Here is a 25290-nt window from a genome sequence, read left to right as displayed (position 1 = left end):
CGACCGTTGCGATCAGTGCTTGCGCGGTACCGGCTTGAGCAGCTCGGCGGGCGGGGTTTCGCAGTTGATCTTGCGACCCAGCAGTTCCTCGATCGGCGGCAGGGCGAAGGCATCGTCCTCGCCGGCGAAGCTGATGGAGGTGCCGCTGGTGCCGGCACGGCCGGTACGGCCGATGCGGTGCACGTAGTCGTCCGGGTCTTCCGGCAGGGTGAAGTTGATCACGTGGCTGATGGCGTCGACGTGGATGCCGCGGCCGGCGACGTCGGTGGCGACCAGTACGCGGATCTTGCCTTCGCGGAAGCCTTCCAGGGTCTTGATGCGCTTGTGCTGGGGCACGTCGCCGGACATCTGGGCGGCGCTGATGCCGTCCTTGGTCAGGCGTTCCTCGATGCGGCGCACCTCGTCCTTGCGGTTGGCGAAGACCATCACCCGTTCCCAGTTGTTCTGGGCGACCAGGTTGTAGAGCAGCTTGTACTTGTCGCTGCCGGCGACGGCGTAGACGTGCTGCTCGACGGTGTCGCTGGCGACGTTCTCCGGCTCGATCTCGACGATGGCCGGTTCAACGGTCCACTGCTTGGCGAGGTTCATCACGTCATCGGTGAAGGTGGCCGAGAACAGCAGGGTCTGGCGCTCGCCCTTGGGCGGGGTCTGGCGGATGATCTGGCGGACCTGCGGGATGAAGCCCATGTCGAGCATGCGGTCGGCTTCGTCCAGCACCATCACCTCGACCATGTCCAGGTGCACGTCGCCGCGCTGGTTGAAGTCCAGCAGGCGGCCGGGGGTGGCCACGAGGATGTCGCAGAAGCGCGACTCCAGCTGCTTGAGCTGCTTGTCGAAGTCCATGCCGCCGACGAAGCTCATGACGTTCAGGCCGGTGTACTTGGTCAGGGCCTGGGCGTCCTTGGCGATCTGCACCACCAGCTCGCGGGTCGGCGCGATGATCAGCGCACGGGGCTCGCCCATGTAGCGCTCTTTCGGCGGCGGGGTCTGCAGCAGCTGGGTGATGATCGAGATCAGGAAGGCAGCGGTCTTGCCGGTACCGGTCTGGGCGCGGCCGATGGCGTCCTGGCCCTTGAGGGTGAAGCCCAGTACGCCCGCCTGGATCGGCGTGCAGTAGGGGAAGCCCAGGTCGTGGATGGCGTGCATCAGGGTTGGTGCCAGCTTGAAGTCGTGGAAGCGGGTCTTGCCTTCCATCGGCTCCACCACGAAGTCTTCCAGCTTCCAGGTGTCCACCGGTTTGGCCGGGCGCTCGCGGCGCGGCTTGTCTGTCCGGGGCTTGTCGCTGCGGGGCTTCTTCTCGGCGCGGGGGGCCGGCTCGGCAGCGGCGGGGGTGGAGGGTTTTTCAGCCGGGGCGCGCGGCGCCTTCTTGGGCTGGGCGGGGCGTTTCTCGCTCTCGGTGCGAGTCGGGGCCTGGGTGGCCGGGGCGGTCGGGGCGACGCCGGAGACGGGCTCTTCGCCCTTGCCAAAGATTTTTTTGAGTGCTTTGAGCACGGTCATCTCGTCGATTGGTTAAGGAATGAACGGGCGCCAGTGTAAAGCAAGATGTCATCGCGGCGAAGTGCCCTGGCGGATTGTCGTGGGCAGCCGCTCTGTTCCGGGCCTTTCGGGGCTACAGGGAGGCGCCGCCCCTGGGGGCGGCGCGTGGGACGTCACTCGGTGGGCAGGCTCGCCAGGAGCAGGCGCTGGACGTTGCCGCCCATGATCTTGGCGATATCGCTCTCGCTGTAGCCGGCTTCCTGCAGGCCCTGGGTCAGCTGGGGCAGGCCGGTGGTGTCGAAGGGCGCATGGATGGTGCCGTCGAAGTCAGAACCCAGGGCGACGTGGTCGACGCCCACGAGGTCGCTGGTGTAGCGGATGGCCTTGACGATGGCCTTGACCGAGGTGTCGCAGACGGCGGTTTCCCAGTAGCCGATGCCGATCACCCCGCCGGTGGCGGCGATGCGCCTGACGTGGTCGTCGCTGAGGTTGCGCGGGCCGGGGCAGGTGCCTTCGACGCCGCCGTGGGAAACCAGTACCGGGCGCTCGGCCATCTCCAGTACGTCGTCGATCAGCGCGCGCGAGGCGTGGGCCAGGTCGATGATCATCTTCTTCTCTTCCAGGTGGGCGACCACGCGGCGGCCGAAGCGGGTCAGGCCGCCTTTCTCCATTCCGTGCGCGGAGCCACCGATCTCGTTGTCGAAGAAGTGGGTCAGCCCGGTGATGCGGAAGCCCGCGTCATACAGGCGGTCGACGTTCTCGATCTTGCCTTCCAGCGGGTGCAGGCCTTCGGTGGCGAGGATCGCGGCGACGCGGTTCGGGTCCTTCTTCCAGGCGGCGATGAAGGTCTCGAGGTCGGCGCGGGTGCGCACCTGCACCAGCTTGCCGTCGCTGCCTCTGGCCGCCGCGGCGAGCTTCTCGCCCTGGTACAGCGCGCGTTCCAGCAGGCTGCTCCAGGTGCGTGGCGGCCAGCGCTGGGCCATGGCGAGCACGGTGATGTTGTCGCTGTCGGCGTCGTTCCTGTCGTAGTTGATGCCACGCGGGGTCTTGGTGACGGTGGAGAACACCTGCAGCGCGACCTTGCCTTCGAGCAGGCGCGGCAGGTCGCTGTGGCCGAAGTCGTGGCGTTCCAGCAGGTCGCGCTGCCAGAGCAGGGCATCGTCGTGCAGGTCGGCGATGAACAGTTTCTCGTGCAGTTTGTTGGCGGCCTCGCTGGCCGGGTATGGGGCGGGGGACTCGACGCTGTTCATCCGCCGGTCGAGCACGCTGGGCAAGGTGAAGAACACCGCCAGGCCGATCACGATCAGTACCAGCAGGATCAGGAGTTTGCGCATTGAGGGAGCTTCCGGGCTTCGTTGTTGTAGTGGCCCGGAACTCTAGCAAGGCCCTCGCCGCGCTGCAGCAGGGCTTAGCCGTTAAGGCAGTTACGTCCCTGCAACTTGGCCTTATAGAGGGCGGCGTCGGCGCGGGCGATGAGGTCCTGCAGGTCGTCCTTGGGCTGCATCTGGGTCAGGCCGATGGAAACCGTGACGCCGGGCAGTATCCCCACCGGTGAATAGAAGGAGGGCACCTGCTCCAGGCTCATGCGCAGCCTTTCGCCGATGTTGCGGGCCTCCTCCACGGCGATCTCGGGCAGCAGGATGACGAATTCCTCGCCGCCGAAGCGGGCCATGCTGTCCTTGGGCCGCAGCTGGTTGCGCAGGGTGTGGGCCACCAGGCACAGGGCGTAGTCGCCGGCCAGGTGGCCGTGGCGGTCGTTGTAGGCCTTGAAATGGTCGACATCGAGCATCAGCAGGCACATGGGATGGCCATTGAAGGCACAGCGGGTGCTCTCGCGCTCGTAGATGTGTTCCAGCCAGCGCCGGTTGTAGAGGCCGGTGAGGGTGTCGACGTTGGCGTTCTGCTCGGTGTCGAGAATGATCCGGTTGCCGGTGCGCACGCGCTCGCAGAGCAGCTCCAGGAGGTTCTGCATCATCTGCGGCGACTGCTGGAACAGCTTGGACAGCGCCTCGCGGTGCAGGCGCAGGACGGTGCTGGGGCGCGTGGCGACCACGTAGGCGGAAGGGTGGTCGTTGTCGATGAAGCTGATCTCGCCCGCGCAATCACCGGCTTCCAGGGTGGACATCGGCTGGTTGTCGAGCGAACCCAGGTAGACCTGCAGCTGGCCGTCGAGCAGAAGGTACAGGTACTGGTTGCGGTTGAAGGGGGAGAGCAGGACTTCGCCCTTTTCCAGGTCGCAGGCGGCGAACTCCTGCAGGATCTGCTGCAGGTTGTTGGCCGCGACGTTCTGGAACAGTCGCTGACGTCCGAGCAGCTGTGGATCGGCCTGCCAGTGCGCATTCTTCATGGGCTACATCTGACCTGGGGTAGCAACTTGGTGAGCTGGCATCGCAAAACACTCCATGTCTTTGCGTTGAAAACCGTCATCGACCTTATGCCCGCCCCCAACGGCTTTCAATGCTTGGCGCAAGGTAGGCCGACCAGTGGTTTGGAAACAGTAGCAGCGTCACATTCCCGGGCAATCGTGTCGGACAATGTGCATTTATGCGGATGTGGTCTCGCTCTGGCGGACCGGCAGAGGCCCTGGGACGGGCCTCGCGGGGGATTTTGCCCCCGGCTGCGCGCCGGGGGCGTGAGGCTTCAGGACTCCTGGTGCAGCTCGTAGCGCACGGCGAAACCGGCCAGCCGTTGCTCCAGGGCGGAGCGGCGCTGGTCATGCAGGTCGGGCACGCGGATATGGGCGAGCTGGCCGTGGCGGTCGTCGGCACGCACCTCGACGCTGAGGCCGGGTGCCAGCGGCGCCAGCACCTGCTCGAAGACCCGGCGGATGGCGTCGTGGCGCAGGGTCGGCTTGAAGGTCTTGCCCACCGCCGTGACCGGCAGCGCGTCAATGATCCACACATCCTTGGGCACCGCCGCGCGCTCCGGCACGTGGTCGGCGGCGTGGGCCAGCAGCTCGGCCTCGCTGGCCTGCTGGCCGGGCTTGAGCTGGACGTAGACCACCGGCAGCTCGCCGGCTTTCTCGTCGGGCTTGCCGACGGCGGCGGCCATGGCCACGGCGGGGTGGCCGTGGAGGGCTTCCTCGATCATCTGCGGGTCGATGTTGTGGCCGCCACGGATGATCAGGTCCTTGCTGCGGCCGGTGAGCCAGATGTAGCCGTCGGCGTCCATGCGGCCCAGGTCGCCGGTGTTGAACCAGTCGCCATCCACCCAGATGCCGGCGTTCTTGCCAGCCTGCAGGTAGCCCTTGAACACGGTGATGCCGCGCAGGCAGACGTTGCCGATCTCGTTGGCCCGCGCATCGCGGAGGAAGGCGCCCTGTTCGTCGAGCACCTTGATCGCCACTTCGCAGTAGGGCATGCGCAGGCCGATGGAGCCCGGCCGGCGTTCGCCCGCGCTGGGGTTGCCGCAGCTGCCGCAGGTGCCCTCGGTGAGGCCGTAGCCCTCGATCAGGGTGAGGCCGGTCTTGGCTTCGAACTGGCGGATCAGCTCCACCGGCATCGGCGCCGCGCCGCACAGGGCGTAGCGCAGGCTGGAGAGATCGTGGCCGTCGCTGGGCACCTGCAAAAGTCCGGCATAGATGGTCGGCACGCCGCTGAAGAAGCTCACCCGGTAGCGCTCGATGATCGTCCAGAAGTTGTGGATCAGCGCGGTGTTGCGGTAGCCCTGGGGCGTGGCCAGCAGGACCTGCGCGCCACTGAAGAAGGGGGCGAGGCCGGTGACCATCACGCCGTTGACGTGGAACAGCGGCAGGCCGCAGAGGGTCACGTCGTCCGGGCCGAGGTTGATGGTGTAGGCGAGGATCATCGCCATCGCCACCTCGTTGCGGTGGCTGTGCGGCGCGAGTTTCGGCGTGCCGGTGGTGCCGCCGGTGTGGAAATAGGAGGCGATGTCGTCGGGGGAGATGACCCGGCCGCTTTCCAGGTGGTCGGCGGGGCAGCCGGCGATCAACTCGTCGAAGTCCAGCACCCCTTCCGGCAGGGCGCCGCGCTGGGCCTTGAGGCCGCTGCGCTGGGGCTCGGGCAGGTAGTTGGCCAGATCGACCGTGACGATGGCCTTGAGGCCCGGCAGCTCGTCGCGCAGGCCGGCGACCTTGTCCCACAGGTCGGTGCCGGGGAAGGGCGCCAGGGTCACCAGCACCTCGGAATCGGCGGCGCGCACCAGTTCGGCGATGTGCTCGGGGTCGAGCAGCGGGTTGATGGCGTTGACGATGCCCGCCGCCTCGCCGCCCCACAGGGTGAAGTGGGTGTGCGGCAGGTTGGGCAGCAGGAACGACACCGCCTTGCCGGGCCGCACGCCCAGGCGGTGGAAGGCGTTCGCGGTGCGCGTGACCTGCGCCAGCAGCTCGCCGTAGCTCAGCTGCCAGGGCGCCTCATCGGCCGTGCCCTGCATGAGGAAGGTCATGGCGATGGCGTCCGGGGCGCGCCGGGCGCTCTGGCGGATCAGTTCATAGGTGCTGTCCGGCATGCCGCGTTGCTGCAGCGAGACCTGCTCGATCAGCTCGATGTCGCGCAGGGAGGTGATGGGCGGTACGGGAGTCTGGGTCATGGCCAATTCTTGTTGTGGGTTGACGGGTCAACGGGCCAGTCGTGCGCTCAGCCAGGCGCCGATATCGCGGATTTCCTCCGGCAGCACTTCGTGGCCCATCGGGTAGTCCTGCCACTGCACCGGAACGCCGGCGGCGGCGAGCTTGTCGTGTGCGGCGCGGCCCATGGCCAGCGGCACCACGTCGTCGAAGGTGCCATGCAGGCTGAAAACCGGCAGTTGTAGTTTTGTATCCGACAGCGCCAGGGTGTCGCCGAAGGTCGGTGCGTAGGTGGAAAGCGCCAGCACCCCGCCGAGGGGGCCTTCCCAGCGCAGCAGGCCGGTGTGCAGCACCACGGCGCCGCCCTGGGAGAAGCCGGCGAGGACGATGCGCGCCGGGTCGATGCCGGCGTCGCGCTGGGCCTCGATCAGCGCGATCACGCTCTGTGCCGATTGCTCCAGCTGCGCCTGGTCGATGGCCCGTGCGGGGCTCATGGCGAGGATGTCGTACCAGGAGGGCATGGCGTAGCCGCCATTGATGGTCACGGCGCGGGTGGGGGCCTGGGGCATGATGAAGCGGGTGGTGGCCAGCAGTTCCTGCAGCGCCTCGGCCACCGGCAGGAAGTCATAGCGGTCCGCCCCCAGGCCGTGCAACCAGATGACGCACGCATCGGCTGCTTGTGTGGGCTCCAGAATCAACGGATTACTCATGTGTGGCTCCAATCTGGGGCGTTCGCACCAAAACGGTGCTGGCGCCGGGCGGTGATGTGGTCTATCTGTGAAAAATATGTCGCACCAACAAAACTTTCCCTATTGACCTGTCGGAACCGTCATACAGGCACTGTGCTGGTACGGGGATTGCTAAACAGCTGCAGACTTAATAAGCGGCCTGCGCAGCGGTAACACTTCGCGGGGCGTTCAACGGGTTGGGCGTCGATCCAGGTCGGCGCCTTGCAAACGACCGGTGGCACGTTCCCGACGTGACGGTGGTCGAAAATCCGTCTCCAGCCCATTCGACCAATGGGCGAGGAGGGAGGCCGGTGGCGCGCGGAGCAGCGCCAACTAGACTTCCTCCTTAGGTCCGATTCCCCGGTTGACCGTCGTTTCGCGCGGTTGAACCTGCCTCACGAGGGTACGGCGGTAGGACCGAGACTCCAACACAAAAAAAAGCAACTGGAGGTTTTGATGAAGATGGTGAAATCCACCCTGGCTGTGCTGACTGCGGCAGCTGTTCTCGGTGTAAGCGGCTTCGCTCAGGCGGGCGCCACCCTGGATGCGGTCAAGAAGAAAGGCTACGTGCAGTGCGGCATCAGTGACGGCCTCCCGGGCTTTTCCTACGCCGACTCCAAGGGCGAATACAAAGGTATCGACGTCGACATCTGCCGCGCCGTAGCGGCGGCCGTGTTCGGTGATGCGAGCAAGGTCAAGTTCAGCCCGCTCACCGCCAAGGAGCGTTTCACCGCGCTGCAGTCCGGCGAAGTGGACATCCTCTCCCGCAACACCACTTGGACCAGCTCCCGCGACGCGGCGATGGGCCTGAACTTCACCGGCGTGACCTACTACGACGGCCAGGGCTTTTTGGTGAACAAGAAGCTCGGCGTCTCCAGCGCCAAGGAACTCGATGGCGCCACCGTCTGCATCCAGGCCGGCACCACCACCGAGCTGAACCTGGCCGACTACTTCCGCGCCAACGGCCTGAAGTACACCCCCATCACCTATGACACCTCCGACGAGAGCGCGAAGTCGCTGGAATCGGGCCGTTGCGACGTGCTGACCTCCGACCAGTCGCAGCTCTACGCCCAGCGCATCAAGCTGGCCGCGCCGGACGAGTACGTGGTGCTGCCGGAAGTCATCTCCAAGGAACCCCTCGGCCCAGCCGTTCGCCAGGGTGACGAGGAGTGGTTCGACATCGTGCGCTGGAGCCTGTTCGCCCAGCTGAACGCTGAAGAGCTCGGCGTCGACTCGAAGAACGTCGTGGAAACCGCCAAGTCCACCAAGAACCCGGACGTGGCTCGCCTGCTGGGTGCCGAGGGTGACTTCGGCAAGGATCTGAAGCTGCCCAAAGACTGGGCCGTGCAGATCGTCAAGCAGGTCGGCAACTATGCCGAGATCTTCGATCGCAACGTCGGTGCCGGCAGCGAGCTGAAGATCGAACGCGGTCTCAACGCCCTGTGGAACAAGGGTGGTCTGCAGTACGCACCGCCGGTGCGCTGACCCACCACGCTGCCGCCCGCGGATGCGGGCGGTAGCGTCCAGTTCCAACCGACGAGGGCTGTCATGAGAAAACTTCCCAAGCCCCGCGTGTCCGTGGATCGGTCCTGACCGACCCGCAGACGCGCGCGTGGCTATTCCAGATCATCGCCGTAGTCGCCGTCGTGGCGTTCGGCTGGTTCCTCTTCCACAACACCCAGGTCAACCTCGAGAAGCGCGGGATCATCTCCGGCTTCGGCTTCCTCGACCAGAGCGCCGGCTTCGGCATCTCCCAGCACCTGATCGACTACAAGGAAAGCGACACCTACGGTCGCGTCTTCTTCATCGGCCTGCTCAACACGCTGCTGGTGACCGTGGTCGGCATCATCCTGGCGACCATCCTCGGCTTCATCCTCGGTGTCGCGCGGCTGTCGCCCAACTGGCTGATCCGCAAGCTGGCGACGGTCTACATCGAGACCTTCCGCAACATCCCGCCGCTGCTGCAGATCTTCTTCTGGTACTTCGCCGTGATGCTGCCCATGCCGGGCCCGCGGCAGAGCATGAACTTCGGCGACACCTTCTTCATCAACAACCGCGGCCTGTACATGCCGTCGCCGAACATGGCCGAGGGCTTCTGGCCCTTCCTGATCGCCGTCGCGCTGTCGGTGGTGGCCATCGTCGTGCTGTGGCGCTGGGCCCGTGCGCGTCGCCACGAGACCGGCCAGCGCTTCCCCGTGCTGCTGAGCTCCATCGCCATCCTGGTGCTGGTGCCCGGCCTCTCGGCCCTGGTGCTGGGCAGCCCCTTCCACTGGGAAGTGCCGCAACTCACCGGCTTCAACTTCCGGGGTGGCTGGGTGGTCATCCCCGAGCTGATCGCCCTGATGCTGGCGCTGTCGATCTACACCGCCGCCTTCATAGGCGAGACGGTGCGCGCCGGCATCCAGTCGGTCAGCCACGGCCAGACCGAGGCGGCGCACTCCCTGGGCATCCGCCCCGGGCAGACGCTGCGCCTGGTCATCGTGCCGCAGGCCCTGCGGGTGATCATCCCGCCGCTCACCAGCCAGTACCTGAACCTGGCGAAGAACTCGTCCCTGGCCGCCGGCATCGGCTACCCGGACATGGTCTCGCTGTTCGCCGGTACCACGCTCAACCAGACCGGCCAGGCCATCGAGGTCATGGCGATCACCATGAGCGTCTACCTGGCCATCAGCATCAGCATTTCCCTGCTGATGAACTGGTACAACAAGCGCATCGCGCTGATCGAGCGGTGAGGGCACTGACATGACATCGCATACCTTCAAGCCCGACCAGCCGCCACCCAGCACAGTGGTGGGCCCGGTCGCCTGGCTGCGTCACAACCTGTTCGCCAGCCCGCTGCACGTGGTGCTCACCGCACTGTCGCTGTACCTGCTGTGGCTGATCATCCCGCCCATCCTCAACTGGGCCTTCATCCACGCCACCTGGACCGGCACCACCCGTGCCGACTGCACCGGCGAGGGCGCCTGCTGGGTCTTCGTGCAGCAGCGCTTCGGCCAGTTCATGTACGGCTTCTACCCCAGCGAGCTGCGCTGGCGCGTGGATGTCACCGTGTGGCTGGCGATCATCGGCGTGGCGCCGCTGTTCCTCAAGCGCACCCCGCACAAGGCCTTCTACGGCATCGGCTTCCTGATCCTCTACCCGCTGCTGGCCTTCTGGCTGCTGCATGGCGGGCTGGGGCTGCAGGAAGTGTCGACCAGCCGCTGGGGCGGCCTGATGCTGACCCTGGTGATCGCCTACGTGGGCATCGCCGGTGCGTTGCCGCTGGGCATCCTGCTGGCGCTCGGACGGCGTTCGAAGCTGCCGGCGATCAAGGTCATCTGCGTGACCTTCATCGAGTTCTGGCGCGGCGTGCCGCTGATCACCGTGCTGTTCATGTCCTCGGTGATGCTGCCGCTGTTCCTGCCCGAGGGCATGAACCTCGACAAGCTGCTGCGCGCCCTGGTGATGGTGATCTTCTTCGAGGCGGCCTATATCGCCGAAGTGGTCCGTGGTGGCCTGCAGGCCATCCCCAAGGGCCAGTACGAAGCCGCCGCCGGCCTCGGCCTGGGCTACTGGCGCAGCACCGCGCTGGTGATCCTGCCGCAGGCCCTGAAGATGGTCATCCCCGGCATCGTCAACACCTTCATCGCCCTGTTCAAGGACACCAGCCTGGTGATCATCATCGGCCTGTTCGACCTGCTCAACAGCATCAAGCAGGCGACCACCGACCCGAAATGGCTGGGCATGTCCACCGAAGGCTACGTATTCGCCGCCCTGGTCTATTGGATCTTCTGCTTCAGCATGTCGCGCTATTCCATGCGCCTCGAACAGAAGCTGAACACCGGGCACAAGCGTTAGGAGAGAGATTCGAATGAGTGAAGCCATCCAGAAAGACGCCGCTGCGCCGATCATCCAGCTGCAGGGCGTGAACAAGTGGTACGGGCAGTTCCACGTGCTCAAGGACATCAACCTGAACGTCAAGCAGGGCGAGCGCATCGTCCTCTGCGGCCCGTCCGGCTCCGGCAAGTCGACCACCATCCGCTGCATCAACCGCCTGGAAGAACACCAGCAGGGGCGGATCATCGTCGACGGCACCGAGCTGACCAACGACCTCAAGCAGATCGAGGCGATCCGCCGCGAAGTGGGCATGGTGTTCCAGCACTTCAACCTGTTCCCGCACCTCACCGTGCTGCAGAACTGCACCCTGGCGCCCATGTGGGTGCGCAAGCTGCCCAAGCGCAAGGCCGAGGAAATCGCCATGCACTACCTGGAGCGCGTGCGCATCCCCGAGCAGGCCAACAAGTTCCCCGGCCAGCTCTCCGGCGGCCAGCAGCAGCGCGTGGCCATCGCCCGTGCCCTGTGCATGAAGCCGAAGATCATGCTGTTCGACGAACCCACCTCCGCCCTCGACCCCGAGATGGTGAAGGAAGTGCTCGACACCATGGTCGGTCTGGCCCAGGACGGCATGACCATGCTCTGCGTGACCCATGAGATGGGCTTCGCCCGCACCGTGGCGGACCGGGTGATCTTCATGGACAAGGGCGAGATCGTCGAGCAGAACGAACCCAACGCGTTCTTCGACAACCCGCAGAACGAGCGCACCAAGCTGTTCCTCGGGCAGATCCTGCACTGATCGCCAGCGCATGACGAAAGGGGCCTTCGGGCCCCTTTTTCATGTCCGACGGGGTGATTTCAATGGCGATGTCTGCATTGGCCGTTGTGGATTCCACTCAGAAGTTCAAGCCGGTGCTTTCCGGGCATTGATGGACTCCTGACGCATTCACAGCATGGGTTTCGCTCCGCTCGCGGAACGCCGCCCGACACATCCTACGAAAAGCCGTGCGTGCATCGATGCGAGAAATCGAGCCCGTAGCCCGGACTTCAGTCCGGGAATGCCGGCCACGCCGTTCCCGCGCTGAAGCACGGGCTACGGTATTGCACTGATCGCAGGCTGCCGTACCGAGGAGCGAGGCAACGTACCAGGCATATAAAGCTTCGCGAGCAGAGCTCGCTCCTACGGCCCGGACGTTGCTGCATGACCTGTAGGAGCGACTTCAGTCGCCCAGGTGTGCGAACGCGTGAGGCTACGGCTGCTCGCGCAAGCGCCGGCGGAACGCCCCCGGCGTCTCCCCGCACAGCTGCTTGAACAGCTTGGCGAAGGTGGCGCGGTCGGCGTAGCCCACCTGTTGCGCCACCTGCTCCAGCGAGCGCGAGGGGTTGCGCAGGGCGGACTGGGCGGCGGCGATGCGCAGGCGCTGCACGTAGTCGTTCGGCGTCAGGCCGGTGGCGGTGCGAAAGCGCCGCAGCAGGGTGCGGGTGGAGCAGTGCGCGCGTTCGGCCAGGCCCTTGAGGTCGATGGGCTCGGCGTGGTGGCGTTGCAGCCAGGCCAGCAGCGGGCCGAGCTGCGCGTCTCCCGGCACGTCCGGCAGCAGCGGGGTGAAGCGTGACTGGCGGCCACGCTCGCGGTCGAACACCAGCGTACCGGCCACCCGCTGCGCCAGCCAGTCGCCGCCGTGCCAGGCAATCAGGTGCAGGCACAGGTCGAGCCCGGCCTGGGCACCACCGGAGCAGAACAGGTTGCCGTCCTCGGTGAGCAACTCATCGGGTTGCAGGCGCACCTGCGGGAAGCGCTGGCGGAAGGCGCCGGCCAGCGCCCAATGGGTGGTGGCACGACGGCCGTCGAGCAGGCCGGCGGCGCCGAGCAGGAAGGCGCTGCTGCACAGGCTGGCCACCTGCTGGGTGGCCGGGCGCTGCGCCAGCCAGGCCAGGAGTTCCGTGTTGCCGGCGATGCTGCACTCCACCGCGCTGCCGGTGGCGGGCAGCATCACCAGGCGGGCCCCGGCGGCCAGGGCCAGGTCGCCGTCGACGCGGATGCTGGCCATGCCCAGGTCCACCGGCTGGCCATCGCGGCTGACCCGCAGCACCTCGAACAGCGCCTCACCGGCCAGGGTGTTGGCCAGGCGGAAGGCGTCGTCGGCCATGGCCAGGCTGGAGCAGACCGTCTGTGGGCAGACCAGCAAGGCGATGCGGATCATCGGGTGGGTCTCCGTAAAGGGTGGCGATTATTGCCACAAAGTTGGCGATGCAGCCAATCGCCGCCCGGCGGAAAGCCGTCGATACTCTCCTCACCCCAATCGCCACGAGCCTCGCCATGAGCCATCCCAACGCCGCCCTCATCGAACGCTTCTACCGCGCCTTCCAGGTCCTGGACGCCGAGACCATGGCCGCCTGCTACGCCGCCGACGTACGCTTCGCCGACCCGGTGTTCACCGACCTGCGCGGCAGCGAGGCCGCCGACATGTGGCGCATGCTGGCCAGCCGCGCCCAGGCCTTCTCGCTGACGTTCGATGGCATCGAGGCCGATGACCGCGAGGGCCGCGCGCGCTGGGTCGCCACCTACCTCTTCAGCCAGACCGGGCGCACCGTGGTCAACCGCATCGAGGCGCGCTTCCGCTTCGAGGACGGCCTGATCGTCGAGCACCGCGACAGCTTCGACCTGTGGCGCTGGGCCCGCCAGGCGCTGGGCGCCAAGGGCCTGCTGCTGGGCTGGCTGCCGCCGGTGCAGAACGCCATCCGCCAGCAGGCGGCCCGAGGCCTGGCGGCATTTCGTGCGCAACGCTGAACCCGCTGCCGGCCATTGGCTGGTGGCTGCGCCGCGCAATATTGCCTAAGCTCGCCGGCGACTCTCTCGCCGGTGCCCATCATGATCAGGCTGTTCCAGTTCCCCGCCGGGTTCGACGTGCCCAATGCCAGCCCCTTCTGCCTCAAGCTGGAGACCTTCCTGCGCCTGGCACGGGTGCAGTACCAGGCGCAGACCCTGATGGACCCCCGGCGCGGCCCCAAGGGCAAGCTGCCCTACATCGACTTCGACGGCGAGCTGATCGCCGATACCGCGATCATCCAGCGGGTGCTCACCGAACGCCTGCACCTGCAGCTGGACGAGCACCTCGACGACGCCGGCCGTGGTCGCGCCCTGGCCGTCACCCGCCTCTGCGACGAACACCTCTACTGGCTGCTGGTGTATTTCCGCTGGCTGGAGGAGGAGGGCTGGGCGCAGACCCGCCAGGCCTTCTTCGGCAACCTCGGCCCGCTGGCCGGGCGCCTGGTGCCGCCGCTGGTGCGTCGCAAGGTCCGCCGCGACCTGTTGGCCCAGGGCCTCGGCCGGCATGATCGGGAAGAACTGCTGGTGTTCGCCCGCGAGGACCTGCAAGGCCTCACCGACCTGCTCGGCGACGACACCTTCTTCGGCGGTGCGCGCCCCTGCAGCGCCGATGCCTCGGCCTACGGGCTGCTGGCCAACCTGGTGCAGTGCACCCTGGAAACCCCGCTCAACCGCCTGGCCCGCGAGTACCCGCGCCTGGTCGATTACTGCCAGCGCATGCGCACGGTGGCCTGGGCATGAGCGAGGCTCCACCGCGTCCCTGGTTCGTCTACCTGGTGCGTGCCGCCAACGGCGCGCTCTACTGCGGCATCAGCGACGACCCGCAGCGCCGTTTCGCCCAGCACCAGAGCGGCAAGGGCGCGCGTTTCTTCCATTCCAGCCCGGCCCAGGCGCTGGTCTACATCGAGGCCTGCGCCGGCAAGGGCGATGCCCTGCGCCGCGAGCGCGCCATCAAGCTCTTGCGCAAGTCCGCCAAGGAAGCCTTGGCCGCAGCCTATATAGCGGCCGTTGATGGCGTGCCGGCAGCGGCCCCGAGCCCCGGATAGGCCGGCGTCCCGCAGGCCCGTGGCGGTATCGCCCGAGTGGGACGAAGTCGCAGATCACGTCGTAAGTAGGGGCGTGCTCATTCATTGCGCGCCCTATACTTAGTGTGTACGGTACACACTATTCGCGTAAGGGAGGAGCGCGATGCGCAGCCGTGAGGTGATAGAGAAAATCAAGGAGGATGGGTGGTATGAGGTGGATGTGAAAGGCAGTCACCATCAGTTCAAACACCCGAGTAAACCGGGACGGGTCACGGTCCCACACCCCAGGAGCGATCTACCCATAGGGACGGTACGCAGCATCCTGAAACAAGCCGGGCTCCTTTGAATCCGTTGTTTCGCAACACACACGGAGTGTAAACACCATGAAATTTCCCCTCGTTCTGCACAAGGATCCTGATTCTGACTACGGCGTTACCGTGCCGGACGTGCCGGGTTGCTTCTCTGCGGGCGCTACCGTGGCCCAGGCGCTGGAGAACGTGAAGGAGGCGCTTGCCCTTCACTTCGAAGGCTTGGTGGCGGATGGCGAGGCCCTGCCTCACGCGCAGCAAATCGACGTCCACATCGGCAACCCTGAATTTGCCGGTGGCGTTTGGGCGGTGGTCGAGTTCGACGTGACTCCGTATTTAGGCAAGGCCGTTCGCTTCAATGCCACCCTGCCGGAGAATCTTCTGCGGCGGATTGATGAGCGCGTGGGTAAAGATGCCCGCTACGCCTCACGGTCTGGATTTTTGGCTACTGCCGCGTTGCGCGAGCTTTCGGATGCCAATTGAGGCTGGCTGAACCTGGGCGCGCGTTTCTTCCATTCCCGCCCGGCCCAGGCGGTGGTCTCTATCGAGGCCTGTACCGCGAAGGCTTGCGCAAGTCCGCCAAGGAAGCCTTGGCCGCAGCCTATATAGCGGCTGCTGATGGCGTGGTATCAGCGCCGCTGGATAGGCCCTGAACCCGAGGGCGGCTAAGCTGCCCACCCTGACAAGAACGATAAGGAGCCCGACATGCACGAGTTGATCCTGCACCACTACCCGACGTCCCCCTTCGCCGAGAAGGCCCGCCTGCTGCTGGGCTTCAAGCAGCTGTCCTGGCGTTCGGTGCACATTCCGCCGCTGATGCCCAAGCCGGACCTGATGCCCCTGACCGGAGGCTACCGCAAGACCCCGGTGCTGCAGATCGGCGCCGACATCTATTGCGACACCGCGCTGATCGCCCGCCGCCTCGAAGCGGAGAAGGCCGTGCCGGCGCTGATCCCGCCGGGCCTGGAATTCAACGTGGCGAGCTTCTGCCACTGGGTGGATTCGGTGATCTTCCAGCACGCGGTGAGCCTGGTGTTCCAGCCCGAATCCATCGCCGTGCGCTTCGGCAAGCTGCCGCCCGAGGCGATCAAGGCCTTCATCGCCGACCGCGCCGGGCTGTTCAGCGGCGGCACCACCACGCGGCTGCCCGCCGAGGTGGCCAAGCACAACTGGCCGACCTTCATGGCGCGCCTGGAGCAGCAACTGGCCCGCGAGGAGGGTGACTTCCTGTTCGGCGAGCCGAGCGTGGCCGACTTCTCCCTGGCCCACTGCCTGTGGTTCCTCAAGGCCACCCCGATCACCGCGCCGCTGGTGGACGACTACCCGGCGGTCGCCGCCTGGCTGGGCCGGGTGCTCGGCTTCGGCCATGGTGCCTCCAGCGAGCTGAGCGCCGCCGAGGCCATCGAGATCGCCCGCGCCGTAGAGCCGGTAGCGCTGCCGGACGAGCCCTTCTTCGACGCCAACGGCTTCACCGCCGGGCAGAAGGTGGCCATCGCCGCCACCGACTACGGCGTCGACCCGGTGGAGGGCGAGCTGGTGTTCGCCGGCCGCGAGGAGCTGATCCTGCGTCGCGAGGACGAGCGTGCCGGCGTGGTGCACGTGCACTTCCCGCGTGTCGGCTTCCGTATCGAGGCGCGCTGATCCGCAGGCGCACAAAAAAGCCCGGCATTTGGCCGGGCTTTTTCGTTACGGCGGACTTCAGTCCTTGCGGCGCTTGAGCTGGTCCTTCAGCTGGGTCGGGACCTGGCGGATGATCAGCATGTCGCGGCCCTCGTCGTACTCGATCTTCGAGCCCAGCAGGTGGGCCTCGAAGCTGATCGACAGGCCCTCGGCGCGGCCGGTGAAGCGCTGGAACTGGCTGAGGGTGCGCTTGTCCGGCGGGATTTCCGGCGACAGGCCGTAGTCCTTGTTGCGGATGTGCTCGTAGAAGGCGCGCGGGCGGTCCTCGTCGATCAGCCCGGACAGCTCCTGCAGGGTGATCGGCTCGCCCAGCTTGGCCTGGGTGCTGGCGTAGTCCACCAGGGTCTTGGTCTTCTCGCGGGCCTGCTCCTCGGCGAAGTCCTCGTGCTCGACGAAGTCGCTGAAGGCCTTGAGCAGGGTGCGGGTCTCGCTCGGCGCGTCGACGCCTTCCTGGCAGCCGATGAAATCGCGGAAGTAGTCCGAGACCTTCTTGCCGTTCTTGCCCTTGATGAAGGAGATGTACTGCTTGGATTGCGCGTTGTTGCGCCACTCGGAAATGTTGATCCGGGCGGCCAGGTGCAACTGGCCCAGGTCCAGGTGGCGGGCCGGCGCCAGGTCCAGCGCGTCGGTGACGGTGACGCCTTCGCTGTGGTGCAGCAGGGCGATGGCCAGGTAGTCGGTCATGCCCTGCTGGTAATGGGCGAAGAGCACGTGGCCGCCGGTGGAGAGGTTGGACTCCTCCATCAGCTTCTGCAGGTGCGCCACCGCCTCGCGGCTGAAGGCGGTGAAGTCGCGACCGCCCTCCATGTAGTCCTTGAGCCAGCCGCTGAAGGGGTAGGCGCCGGACTCCTCGTGGAACAGGCCCCAGGCCTTGCCCTGCTTGGCGTTGTAGCTCTCGTTGAGATCGGCCAGCAGGTTCTCGATGGCCTTGGATTCGCCCAGCTCGCTGTCGCGTGCATGGAGCACGGCGGCGCTGCCATCGGGCTTCTTGTCGATGAGGTGGACGATGCAGTGGCGGATCGGCATGGGCGTACCTGTGAAGCTGTGGATAAGGGCGCGCGGGTGGCTCGCCCGGCAGGCCGCAGAGTTTACCTCAGCCTCGGCCGGGATGAGGGACCTTGTGACCCGATCGCTTGTTGCCGGGCCCGCGCATCCCTAAAGTGACGCCATTCCCGCTGCAATGACCAAGGATGGTTCCGATGTCCAGCCTGATCCTCGATACGCCCCTGCCCACGGTCGACGCCGAGTCCATCCACGCCCTCGAGGCGCTGGCCGACCGCGGCCTGTTCCTCCGGGCCCACGCCAGGGCCACCGAACTCGGCGACTACCGCCACTGGCGCGGTGCCGCCGCCATGGCGCTGGCCTCGCGCCTGGTTGCGCAACTCGGTGCCCCGCGCCTGGGCGATGCCCTCGCCTGGCTGGGCTACCGCCGCTACCCGGAGGCCGCCGAGGCGCGCCTGCGCTACGCCCGCTTCCTGCTGGCGCGCCGTGGCCAGTACCGCGCCTGGGAATTCCTCCAGCGCTTTTCCGACTGGTTGCCGGAAGAGCCCGGCCTGCGCGCCGAATGGCTGTCGTTCCAGGGCTACCTGCGGGCGCTGCTGCGTGACTTCGGCCGCAGCGCCGAGCTGCACGACGCGGCCATGCGACTGGGCACCAACGATCCCTGGCTGCTGGTGGAGCGCTCCTACAGCCTGGAGCAGGAAGACCGCTACGCCGAGGCGCTGGAGCTTTGCGAGGACGCCCTGGCGCTGCTCCCCGACTTCCGCTCCGCGACCCTGCAGGCCGCCCAGCTCGAACTGCAGCTGGGGCGCGAGGAGGCCGCCCGTACCCGCCTGCTGGACGCCACCGGGCGGATGGAGAGCGCCGGGCTCTGCGCGCAGCTGATCGACCTGCTGATCGAGCGTGAGGAACTGGACGAGGCCGAGCGCCTGATCGAGCGCTCCCTGGAGCTGGCGCTGCTGCTGGAGAAGGGCATGCGCGGCTGGTACGCCGGCCGGCGTTGCGACATCGCCTGCCTGCGTGGCGACCACGAGCAGGGCCGGGCCCTGGCCCAGGAGGCGCAGAGCCCCTTCTACACGATGGTCGCCGAGCGCCTGGCGGAACCGAAGGGCGGTCGCGTCCTGCTGCCGGTCACCTTCGTCCGCCAGCACCACATGACCTGCGTCCCCGCCACCCTGACCGCGCTCTCCACCTACTGGGGCCGCCCCGTGGCGCACCTGGAGGTGGCCGAGGAGATCTGCTACGACGGCACCTCCTACCAGGCCGAGCGCGCCTGGGCCGAGCGCAACGGCTGGCTGGTGCGCGAGTTCACCGTCGATTGGGCCACCAGCCGCGCGCTGATCGATCGCGGCCTGCCCTTCACCCTGTCCCTGCAATACACCGGCAGCGGCCACCTGCAGGCGGTGGTCGGCTACGACGAGCCCCGTGGCACCGTGCTGATCCGCGACCCCGGCCAGGCGCAGTTCGGCGAGAGCATCGCCGAAGGCCTGTACCAGGCCCAGCGCGCGTCGGGGCCACGCGGCCTGCTCCTGCTGCCGCCCGAGGAAGCCCATCGGCTGGACGGCCTGGAGCTGCCGGAGCATGCGACCTGGGACCTCTACTACCGCCTGGTCAGCGCCCTGGAGGTGCATGACCGCGAAGAGGCCCTGGCCGCGTTCGAGGCCCTGCGCGAGCAGGCGCCGGGGCACCGCCTGACGCTCCAGGGCCAGCGCACCCTGGGCTGGTACGACGGGCGCGAGGCGCAGGTGCTGGAGGCCACCGAAGCGCTGCTGGAGCGCTTCCCCGACGATGCCAACCTGATCCTGTCCAAATCCACCTCCCTGGCCCACCTGCACGCCCGCGAACAGCAGCTGGACTGGCTGGCCGGCCATTGCCAGGCGCGCTGGAGCGACGCCGGCATCCTGGTGCGCTACACCAGCCTCCTGGTGGAGGACGGCAGCCAGCTGGATACCGCGCGCCACCTGCTGGGCCGCGCCCTGCGCCAGGCGCCGGGGCATGCCCAGGCCTGGAACGAGCTGGCCAGCCTGCGCTGGAACGAAGGCAGCCGCGAGCAGGCCTGCGAGCTGTACCGCATCGCCGCGTGCCTGCACGACACCAACGAGGGCTACAGCAGCCAGTACTTCCGTGCCCTGCGCTGCCTGGGCCGCACCGAAGCGGGCCTGGAGTTCCTGCGCCAGCGCCAGGCGCGCCTCGGCGCCCTGGCCGCCGGCCCGACCCTGACCCTCTGCGAGTTCATCGAGGAGCTGTCCGATCCGCTGCAATGCCGGCAGATCCTCGAGCAGGCCCTGGAGCGCCGCCCCCAGGACCCGGCGCTGCTGCTCAACCTCGCCGACTTCTACGGTCGCCACGGCGAGCTGGAGCTGAACGAGGCCATGCTGCGCCGCGCCGAGCCGGTGAGCCGCCGGGGCACCTGGCTGCGCGCCGCCGTGCTGCACAGCCAGCGCAGCGATGGCGACACCCAGCGCGCCCTGGCCTGGTGCCGCGAGGCGGTGGAGCTGGACCCGCTGAACATGAGCCTGCACCGCATGCAGGTGCAACTGCTGCGCCAGAGCGCCGGCGAAGAGGCGGTGGACGCCTATGTCGAGGCGCTGGCCGAACGCTTTCCCCACCACTGCGGCATCGCCGAGCTGGCGGTGGAACGTGCCCAGCGGCGGTCCCTGGAAGACGCCGAGGTCGCCCTGCGGCGCCTGCTGGCCAGCCACCCGGAGTACGCCTGGGCGATCCGCGAACTGGCCGTGACCCTGGCGCGCCTCGGCCGCCACGAAGAGGCCCTGGAGTTCTGCGAGCAGGCTCGGCGCACCGACCCGCGCAGCTCCAGCAGCTATTCCACGCGTGGCTTCGTGCTGCTCCAGGGTGGCCAGCGCGAGGCTGCCCGCGCCGCCTTCCGCGAGGCGCTGGAACGCTCCGCCGACAATGACTACGCCAGCAACATGCTGCTGGAAACCTGCACCACCCAGGGCGAGGTCCTTGACGATCTCGACTTCGTCCACCGCCAGCTGGTGGCCCAGGTCACCTTCGGCGACGGCTGGCTGGCCTACCCGGAGCAGGCGCGCAGGCTGCTGGAGCCGCAGGTGCTGCTGGAGCAGTTGAGCGAGGCCCTGCAACAGCGTGCCGACCTCTGGCAACTGTGGGTGGTGGTCGCCGCCCAGCAGGCCGAGATGGGCCACCCGGAGCAGGCCGAGAACCTGCTGCAATCGGCCATCGAGCGCTTCCCGCTGATGCCGCGCCTGGCCCTGGAGCGCGCCCAGCTGCAAAGCAGCCAGAAGCAGTACGCCGAGTGCCGCGAGACCCTGCGCGAGAGCTTCCGCATCAACCCGCTGTGGACACGCAGCGTGCGCCTCTACGTCGAGAGCCTGCTCGACGAGGGCGCCGACCTGGAGGAGGCCGAGCAGTTGCTGCGCAGCGTGCTCGCCCGCACCCCCGACAACACCGAGCTGCGTGCCTACCTGGGCTACGTGCTGGGCGAGCGCGACAACCCGGGCGAAGGGGCCATCGAGGCGGAAAAGGTGCTGCGTGAGGAGCCCGGCAACGGCTGGGTATGGAACCAGTTGCGCCGCTACAGCGCCGCCCTGGAGACGCCCGCGCGCCCCCTGGAACTGGCCCGTGAACTGACCCGCCTGCGCGCCGGCGACGCCGACGCCTGGCTGGCGCTGGCCGAGCAGGAAGAGGGCTTCGAGGCCAGGGAGCCGGCATTGCGCCAGGCCCTGGGACTGAGCCCACGCCACCGCAGCGCCAACACCCAGCTGGCCGAGGGGCTGCTGGCCGCGGGGCGCTTCGACGAACTGCGCCAGCTGCTGGATGCGCCCTGCTGGGGCGGTGCGACACCCCCCGACCTGGCCCTGTTCGGCCCCCGCGCCACGCGCGAGGAAAAGGACCTGCCCAGCGCCCTGGCCGAGCTGCGCCAGCTGCTGGAGCGCCAGCCGGCCTTCTTCGATGGCTGGCGCACCCTGGCCGACTGGCAGGACGACGCCGGCGACTATGCCGCCTACGTGGAGTCGGCCCGCGAGATGGTGCGCCTGGAACCCCGGCAGGCCATCGCCCATGGCTTCCTCGGCCACGCCCTGTGGCTCGATGGCAAGGGCGAGGAGGCGCTGCCGTCCTTCCTCCGTGCCTACGAGCTGGACGCCTGCTACACCTTCGCCGGCCTGCACGCGTTCGACCTGCTGCTCGAGCACGGCACGGTCGAGGCCACGCGCGAGGTGCTGGAGCGGCTGCTGGAGGCGTCCAGCCAATCCTCCGTGCTGATCCGCGCCCTGCGCTTCGCCGTGCCTCGGGCCGACGAGGCGCTCAAGCGTCGTGTGCTGCATCCGCTGTGCCGTGACGGCGGCGTGGTCGAGGCCTGGTCGGAAGTGCTGAAGATCCTCGGCCAACCGGACAAGGACACGCTGCTGTGGGAAAACCTCGAGGCGGGTGTCGCCGACGGCTCCCTGCATTACGCCGCCGCCTTGTACTGGCTGCGACGCGAAGACGGCCGCTGGATGCCGGGCTCGCTTTGGAAGGGTTTCCTGCGCCTGCTGGAAAACGATCCGCAGCATGCCGGCAAGCACGCCATGCTGGAGCTGCTGGCCAACCGCAAGAACGCCAGCCGGCTGCTGGTGGACGCGCTTGAGGCCAGCCGCGAGGCGATCCGCAGCGACGGGGTGATCTGGGGCATGGCCAGTTACGCGATGGTCAACCAGGAGCGCTACGAGCTGATGTTCGACTGGCTCTCGGACTGGGAGCGGAACCCGCAGGCGCCGGCCTGGGGCCTGGACAACCTGGCGCTGGGCCTGCGTGCGCGCGAGCTGGATGGGCGTGCGGCAGCGGTGTCGCGGCTGTCCCTGGAGCGCGACCCGCAGAACCACGACGCCATGGTCTGGCTGGGCGTCGATGCGGCCATGGCCGGTGACCTGGAGGCCGTGGAAGGCTGGCTGGAGCGCCTGCAGGGGGCGCAGCCGCGGCCCTTCTTCCGCTGCATGCAGCACCTGCTGGAAGGCTTCACCGCCGCCTCGCGGGAAGGCGGCAGCAGCGTTGCCGTGGCGCACTTCCGCACCGCGCGCGCGGTGGCCAAGGGCAGCGAGCACGGCTCCTACTGGTGCCTGCGCCGGCACCTGGCGAAGGTCCTGGCCTTCGGCCCGGCGACCCCGGCCTGGCTGGCGCCGCTGCGCTACCTGCAACTGCGCTTCTGAGGTCCCGTTCAGGTCTCGCCATCGCGGCTCCTGGCCTTCAGCGCCTGGAGCCGCTCGATCACGTAGCGCAGGTGCACGTGCAGGTCGTACAGCTCGTTGGAGTAGGAGAGCGGCACGTCCACCTTGGCCAGTTGGTCCTCCAGTTCCTCCAGCTTGCCGATCTCGCCGTCCAGCTCCTCGCGCAGGGTGCCGGCGTCCAGCTTGCGGTCGATCTCACGCAGGTACTTGTACCAGCGGTAGATGCGCGCGCGGATGCGCCAGCGGTACACCGGGCCCACGGCCTTGAACAGCGGGAACATCACCACCAGCAGCGGGATCAGCAGGATGATGTAGCGGTCCGCCAGGGAGGCGATGCGGAAGGGCAGGTAGCGTTGCAGGATCGGCAGGCCGTTCTTGTAGTAGTAGGCCGCCTCGTCCAGCGTCGAGAGGGTCATCGGCTGGGCGGCGGGGTAGCGGCCGGCGGGGTCTAGCAGGCTGCCGTTTTTCATCACCTCGCGGGCGGCTTCGAGGATCAGCGGGGTCAGCGAGGGGTGGAATTCGTCGTTGGCCACCAGGGTCGCCACCGGGCCCAGGGTGAGGATGTCCCGCGAGGGGCTGTTGCTGGCGAGGTTGAGCAGGCCTTCGCCCACTTCAAGCTTTGTCAGGTAGGGCAGGCGCGCGCGGTAGGCGGCGCTGCGGCGCAGGCTCACCAGGTCCACCTCGCTGCGTGCGGCCAGGCGCTGCACCACGGCGTTCTCCGCCGGGCCGACGAAGAAGGCCGCGTCCAGCTCGCCGGCGATCAGCGCGTCGGCGGCGCGGGTGCCGCTGAATGCCTGCCAGGCCTGCGGGTAGCCCTCCGGCTCGATCCGGTTGGCCTGCAGCAGCGCCGCGGCGATGGCGCGGGTGCCGCTGTTGGGCGTGCCGATGGCGACCCGCAGCTGCAGCAGGTCGCCCATGGCGTCGATGTCCACGTCCTTGCGTTTGAACAGCCACAGCGGCTCCTGGTACATCACCCCGAGGCCGTGCAGGCGTTCGCGCTCACGCGCCGGCAGGGTCAGCTCCTGGCCGCTCTGCACCAGGGCCATCTGCACCTCGCCGCGCTGCAGCTTGCCGAGGTTGTCCAGGGAGCCGCCGCTGGGCACCAGCTCCAGGGTGAAGCCCTGGTGCGCCAGTTCCTCCTTGAGCTTCTCGGCGAACAGCGCGTAGCCGCCGTTGGCGCCGCCGGTGGCCAGGGTCGCGTGCATGGGCGGCGGCGGGGCGACGAAATAGAACACCGCGCCCACCAGCGCGGCCACCACGGGCACGGTCCAGAGGTTGGCCAGCAGCATGATCTTCAGGTCTTTCAGGAACCTTGGCATGGGAGTCCTTGGGGCGGGGAATTGAGGGGAAGGATAGCCACTGGCGCAGCGGCGGTTGCCTCCCGGTGCCGGTAAATGACAAGGTGGCCGCCTTCCCGTTCCCCGCGACAAGTGACAGACCCGATGCGCATCCTGCACAGCTCCGACTGGCATCTCGGCCAGCATTTCATGGGCAAGACCCGCCAGGCCGAGCACCAGGCCTTCTGCGCCTGGCTGCTGGAGCAGGTGCGCGAGCACCGGGTGGACGCGGTGCTGGTGGCGGGCGACGTGTTCGACACCGGCGCGCCGCCCAGCTACGCCCGCGAGCAGTACAACCGCTTCGTCATCGACCTGCGTGATGCTGGTGCGCAACTGGTGGTGCTGGGCGGCAACCATGACTCGCCCGCCATGCTCGGCGAAAGCCAGGCCTTGCTGGCGGCCCTGGGCACGCGCGTGGTGCCGGGCGTCGCCGCCGACCCGCAGGACCAGGTTCTGGTGCTGCACGGCCGTGATGGCGAGCCGGGTGCGGTGCTTTGCGCCATCCCCTTCGTGCGGGCCCGCGACGTGTTGCAGAGCCAGGCCGGGCAGAGCGCGGCGGACAAGCAGCTGTCCCTGCAGCAGGCGATCCAGGCCCACTACGCCCAGCTGTTCGCGCTGGCCGAGCAGCGCCGCGACGCGCTGGGCGGCGGCTTGCCGATCCTCGCCACCGGCCACCTGACCACGGTCGGTGCCAGCGCCAGCGAGTCGGTGCGGGAAATCTATGTCGGCGCCCTGGAGGCCTTCCCCACCAGCGCCTTCCCGCCCGCCGCCTATATCGCCCTGGGGCATATCCACAGGCCGCAGAAGGTCGGCGGCCTGGAGCACATCCGCTACAGCGGCTCGCCCATCCCGCTGTCCTTCGACGAGGCCGGCCAGGCCAAGGAAGTGCTGTTGGTGGAGGTGGATGGCGAGGGCCTGCGCAGCGTTACACCCTTGCCGGTGCCCTGTTTCCAGCCCCTGGCCAGCGTGCGGGGCGCCCTGGCCGAGCTGGCCGGCGCCATCGCCGAGCAGGCCCGCCGGGGCACGCCCGAGCGGCCCGTCTGGCTGGAGGTGCAGGTGAGCACGGACGACTACCTGAGCGACCTGCAAGGCCGCGTCGCCGCCCTGTGCGAAGGCCTGCCGGTGGAGGTGCTGCGCCTGCGCCGCGAGCGTGCCGGCCTGGCTCCGGCCCTGCTGGGCGCCGCACGCGAAACGCTGGACGAGCTCAGCGCCGAGGACGTGTTCGTACGCCGCCTGGAGCTGGAGCAGCTGGACGAGGACCAGGCCCGGCGCCTGCGGGACCTGCACCGTGGCGTTCTGGAAGAGGTCCGCAGCGAGCGCAACTGAACGCCGGGGCGGACCCGCTATCGCCGCCGGGCCTGCAAGGGCGGGCGGAGAATGCCAGAA

At 67.9% G+C, this 25290-nt stretch carries 20 protein-coding genes; 12 read left to right on the top strand and 8 right to left on the bottom strand.

What is annotated here, in order from left to right; translation table 11 throughout:
• Positions 1 to 12: 12 nt before the first annotated feature.
• The 5 genes from rhlB to WFQ67_RS14130 form a co-directional block, all read right to left on the bottom strand.
• A complete protein-coding gene (gene rhlB, locus WFQ67_RS14150; RefSeq protein WP_213626153.1) occupies positions 13 to 1491 on the bottom strand; it encodes an ATP-dependent RNA helicase RhlB in 1479 nt (492 codons plus the stop codon).
• A gap of 158 nt (positions 1492 to 1649) precedes the next feature.
• Positions 1650 to 2810: a dipeptidase gene (locus tag WFQ67_RS14145; protein WP_337057240.1), complete on the bottom strand. Its 1161-nt coding sequence runs from the start codon at positions 2808 to 2810 to the stop codon at positions 1650 to 1652.
• A gap of 74 nt (positions 2811 to 2884) precedes the next feature.
• Entirely contained in the window at positions 2885 to 3823 is a 939-nt protein-coding gene (locus WFQ67_RS14140; protein ID WP_111263770.1) for a GGDEF domain-containing protein, read from the bottom strand.
• Between the two features lie 293 nt (positions 3824 to 4116).
• Positions 4117 to 6024, bottom strand: a complete 1908-nt coding sequence (locus WFQ67_RS14135; protein WP_337057238.1) for an acyl-CoA synthetase — start codon at positions 6022 to 6024, stop codon at positions 4117 to 4119.
• A 27-nt stretch (positions 6025 to 6051) separates the two neighbouring features.
• Complete coding sequence (locus tag WFQ67_RS14130; protein ID WP_213626150.1) at positions 6052 to 6711, bottom strand: alpha/beta hydrolase; 660 nt, start codon at positions 6709 to 6711, stop codon at positions 6052 to 6054.
• Positions 6712 to 7185: 474 nt separating this feature from the next.
• On the opposite strand from WFQ67_RS14130, the gene WFQ67_RS14125 reads away from it, so the two are divergent.
• The 4 genes from WFQ67_RS14125 (at position 7186) to WFQ67_RS14110 (ending at position 11341) form a co-directional block, all read left to right on the top strand.
• Positions 7186 to 8214, top strand: a complete 1029-nt coding sequence (locus tag WFQ67_RS14125; protein ID WP_111263767.1) for an amino acid ABC transporter substrate-binding protein — start codon at positions 7186 to 7188, stop codon at positions 8212 to 8214.
• A gap of 104 nt (positions 8215 to 8318) precedes the next feature.
• On the top strand, positions 8319 to 9461 hold the full coding sequence (locus WFQ67_RS14120; RefSeq protein ID WP_337057362.1) for an amino acid ABC transporter permease: 1143 nt from the start codon (positions 8319 to 8321) through the stop codon (positions 9459 to 9461).
• Between the two features lie 10 nt (positions 9462 to 9471).
• Complete coding sequence (locus tag WFQ67_RS14115; RefSeq protein ID WP_173172815.1) at positions 9472 to 10566, top strand: amino acid ABC transporter permease; 1095 nt, start codon at positions 9472 to 9474, stop codon at positions 10564 to 10566.
• A gap of 13 nt (positions 10567 to 10579) precedes the next feature.
• The gene (locus WFQ67_RS14110) at positions 10580 to 11341 is read left to right on the top strand and encodes an amino acid ABC transporter ATP-binding protein (RefSeq protein ID WP_111263764.1); all 762 of its coding nucleotides are present in this window, start codon (positions 10580 to 10582) and stop codon (positions 11339 to 11341) included.
• A 451-nt stretch (positions 11342 to 11792) separates the two neighbouring features.
• Here WFQ67_RS14110 and WFQ67_RS14105 read toward each other — a convergent pair whose 3' ends face one another.
• The gene (locus WFQ67_RS14105; protein WP_337057236.1) at positions 11793 to 12743 is read right to left on the bottom strand and encodes a GlxA family transcriptional regulator; all 951 of its coding nucleotides are present in this window, start codon (positions 12741 to 12743) and stop codon (positions 11793 to 11795) included.
• Positions 12744 to 12859: 116 nt separating this feature from the next.
• On the opposite strand from WFQ67_RS14105, the gene WFQ67_RS14100 reads away from it, so the two are divergent.
• The 6 genes from WFQ67_RS14100 to WFQ67_RS14075 all read left to right on the top strand — a co-directional run bounded on the left by WFQ67_RS14100 (position 12860) and on the right by WFQ67_RS14075 (position 16343).
• Positions 12860 to 13330 carry a nuclear transport factor 2 family protein gene (locus WFQ67_RS14100; RefSeq protein WP_337057234.1) on the top strand — a complete coding sequence of 157 codons (471 nt, stop codon included), beginning with the start codon at positions 12860 to 12862 and terminating at the stop codon, positions 13328 to 13330.
• A gap of 81 nt (positions 13331 to 13411) precedes the next feature.
• On the top strand, positions 13412 to 14110 hold the full coding sequence (locus WFQ67_RS14095) for a glutathione S-transferase family protein (protein WP_213626146.1): 699 nt from the start codon (positions 13412 to 13414) through the stop codon (positions 14108 to 14110).
• A complete protein-coding gene (locus tag WFQ67_RS14090; RefSeq protein WP_337057233.1) occupies positions 14107 to 14415 on the top strand; it encodes a GIY-YIG nuclease family protein in 309 nt (102 codons plus the stop codon). The genes WFQ67_RS14095 and WFQ67_RS14090 overlap by 4 nt, the downstream gene beginning before the upstream one ends.
• A 142-nt stretch (positions 14416 to 14557) precedes the next feature.
• Positions 14558 to 14740, top strand: coding sequence for a type II toxin-antitoxin system HicA family toxin (locus tag WFQ67_RS14085; protein WP_263151077.1), 183 nt, complete (start codon positions 14558 to 14560; stop codon positions 14738 to 14740).
• Positions 14741 to 14777: 37 nt separating this feature from the next.
• Positions 14778 to 15185, top strand: a complete 408-nt coding sequence (locus WFQ67_RS14080; RefSeq protein ID WP_337057232.1) for a type II toxin-antitoxin system HicB family antitoxin — start codon at positions 14778 to 14780, stop codon at positions 15183 to 15185.
• Positions 15186 to 15407: 222 nt separating this feature from the next.
• Positions 15408 to 16343: a glutathione S-transferase family protein gene (locus WFQ67_RS14075; RefSeq protein WP_337057230.1), complete on the top strand. Its 936-nt coding sequence runs from the start codon at positions 15408 to 15410 to the stop codon at positions 16341 to 16343.
• A 57-nt stretch (positions 16344 to 16400) separates the two neighbouring features.
• On the opposite strand, the gene yejK is transcribed toward WFQ67_RS14075, so the two are convergent.
• Positions 16401 to 17408: a nucleoid-associated protein YejK gene (gene yejK / locus WFQ67_RS14070; RefSeq protein ID WP_173172825.1), complete on the bottom strand. Its 1008-nt coding sequence runs from the start codon at positions 17406 to 17408 to the stop codon at positions 16401 to 16403.
• A 173-nt stretch (positions 17409 to 17581) separates the two neighbouring features.
• Between yejK and WFQ67_RS14065 the strand changes: the two genes are divergently transcribed.
• Positions 17582 to 22549, top strand: coding sequence for a tetratricopeptide repeat protein (locus WFQ67_RS14065; protein WP_337057229.1), 4968 nt, complete (start codon positions 17582 to 17584; stop codon positions 22547 to 22549).
• Between the two features lie 8 nt (positions 22550 to 22557).
• On the opposite strand, the gene WFQ67_RS14060 is transcribed toward WFQ67_RS14065, so the two are convergent.
• Positions 22558 to 23886, bottom strand: coding sequence for a TAXI family TRAP transporter solute-binding subunit (locus WFQ67_RS14060; protein ID WP_337057228.1), 1329 nt, complete (start codon positions 23884 to 23886; stop codon positions 22558 to 22560).
• Between the two features lie 123 nt (positions 23887 to 24009).
• On the opposite strand from WFQ67_RS14060, the gene sbcD reads away from it, so the two are divergent.
• The gene (gene sbcD / locus WFQ67_RS14055) at positions 24010 to 25230 is read left to right on the top strand and encodes an exonuclease subunit SbcD (protein ID WP_213626141.1); all 1221 of its coding nucleotides are present in this window, start codon (positions 24010 to 24012) and stop codon (positions 25228 to 25230) included.
• The last annotated feature ends 60 nt before the right edge of the window (positions 25231 to 25290 follow it).

The sequence above is a fragment of the Pseudomonas sp. USHLN015 genome (genome assembly GCF_037153275.1).
Classification (GTDB): domain Bacteria; phylum Pseudomonadota; class Gammaproteobacteria; order Pseudomonadales; family Pseudomonadaceae; genus Metapseudomonas; species Metapseudomonas tohonis.
This window is presented reverse-complemented; position numbering and strand designations above follow the sequence as displayed.

What these genes read in the sequence shown, in the direction of transcription:
- WFQ67_RS14145 (WP_337057240.1), bottom strand. Translation starts at nt 2,810, where the DNA reads ATGCGCAAACTCCTGATCCTGCTGGTACTGATCGTGATCGGCCTGGCG.
- WFQ67_RS14140 (WP_111263770.1), bottom strand. Translation starts at nt 3,823, where the DNA reads ATGAAGAATGCGCACTGGCAGGCCGATCCACAGCTGCTCGGACGTCAG.
- WFQ67_RS14135 (WP_337057238.1), bottom strand. Translation starts at nt 6,024, where the DNA reads ATGACCCAGACTCCCGTACCGCCCATCACCTCCCTGCGCGACATCGAG.
- WFQ67_RS14130 (WP_213626150.1), bottom strand. Translation starts at nt 6,711, where the DNA reads ATGAGTAATCCGTTGATTCTGGAGCCCACACAAGCAGCCGATGCGTGC.
- WFQ67_RS14125 (WP_111263767.1), top strand. Translation starts at nt 7,186, where the DNA reads ATGAAGATGGTGAAATCCACCCTGGCTGTGCTGACTGCGGCAGCTGTT.
- WFQ67_RS14115 (WP_173172815.1), top strand. Translation starts at nt 9,472, where the DNA reads ATGACATCGCATACCTTCAAGCCCGACCAGCCGCCACCCAGCACAGTG.
- WFQ67_RS14110 (WP_111263764.1), top strand. Translation starts at nt 10,580, where the DNA reads ATGAGTGAAGCCATCCAGAAAGACGCCGCTGCGCCGATCATCCAGCTG.
- WFQ67_RS14105 (WP_337057236.1), bottom strand. Translation starts at nt 12,743, where the DNA reads ATGATCCGCATCGCCTTGCTGGTCTGCCCACAGACGGTCTGCTCCAGC.
- WFQ67_RS14100 (WP_337057234.1), top strand. Translation starts at nt 12,860, where the DNA reads ATGAGCCATCCCAACGCCGCCCTCATCGAACGCTTCTACCGCGCCTTC.
- WFQ67_RS14095 (WP_213626146.1), top strand. Translation starts at nt 13,412, where the DNA reads ATGATCAGGCTGTTCCAGTTCCCCGCCGGGTTCGACGTGCCCAATGCC.
- WFQ67_RS14090 (WP_337057233.1), top strand. Translation starts at nt 14,107, where the DNA reads ATGAGCGAGGCTCCACCGCGTCCCTGGTTCGTCTACCTGGTGCGTGCC.
- WFQ67_RS14085 (WP_263151077.1), top strand. Translation starts at nt 14,558, where the DNA reads ATGCGCAGCCGTGAGGTGATAGAGAAAATCAAGGAGGATGGGTGGTAT.
- WFQ67_RS14080 (WP_337057232.1), top strand. Translation starts at nt 14,778, where the DNA reads ATGAAATTTCCCCTCGTTCTGCACAAGGATCCTGATTCTGACTACGGC.
- WFQ67_RS14075 (WP_337057230.1), top strand. Translation starts at nt 15,408, where the DNA reads ATGCACGAGTTGATCCTGCACCACTACCCGACGTCCCCCTTCGCCGAG.
- yejK (WP_173172825.1), bottom strand. Translation starts at nt 17,408, where the DNA reads ATGCCGATCCGCCACTGCATCGTCCACCTCATCGACAAGAAGCCCGAT.
- WFQ67_RS14065 (WP_337057229.1), top strand. Translation starts at nt 17,582, where the DNA reads ATGTCCAGCCTGATCCTCGATACGCCCCTGCCCACGGTCGACGCCGAG.
- WFQ67_RS14060 (WP_337057228.1), bottom strand. Translation starts at nt 23,886, where the DNA reads ATGCCAAGGTTCCTGAAAGACCTGAAGATCATGCTGCTGGCCAACCTC.
- sbcD (WP_213626141.1), top strand. Translation starts at nt 24,010, where the DNA reads ATGCGCATCCTGCACAGCTCCGACTGGCATCTCGGCCAGCATTTCATG.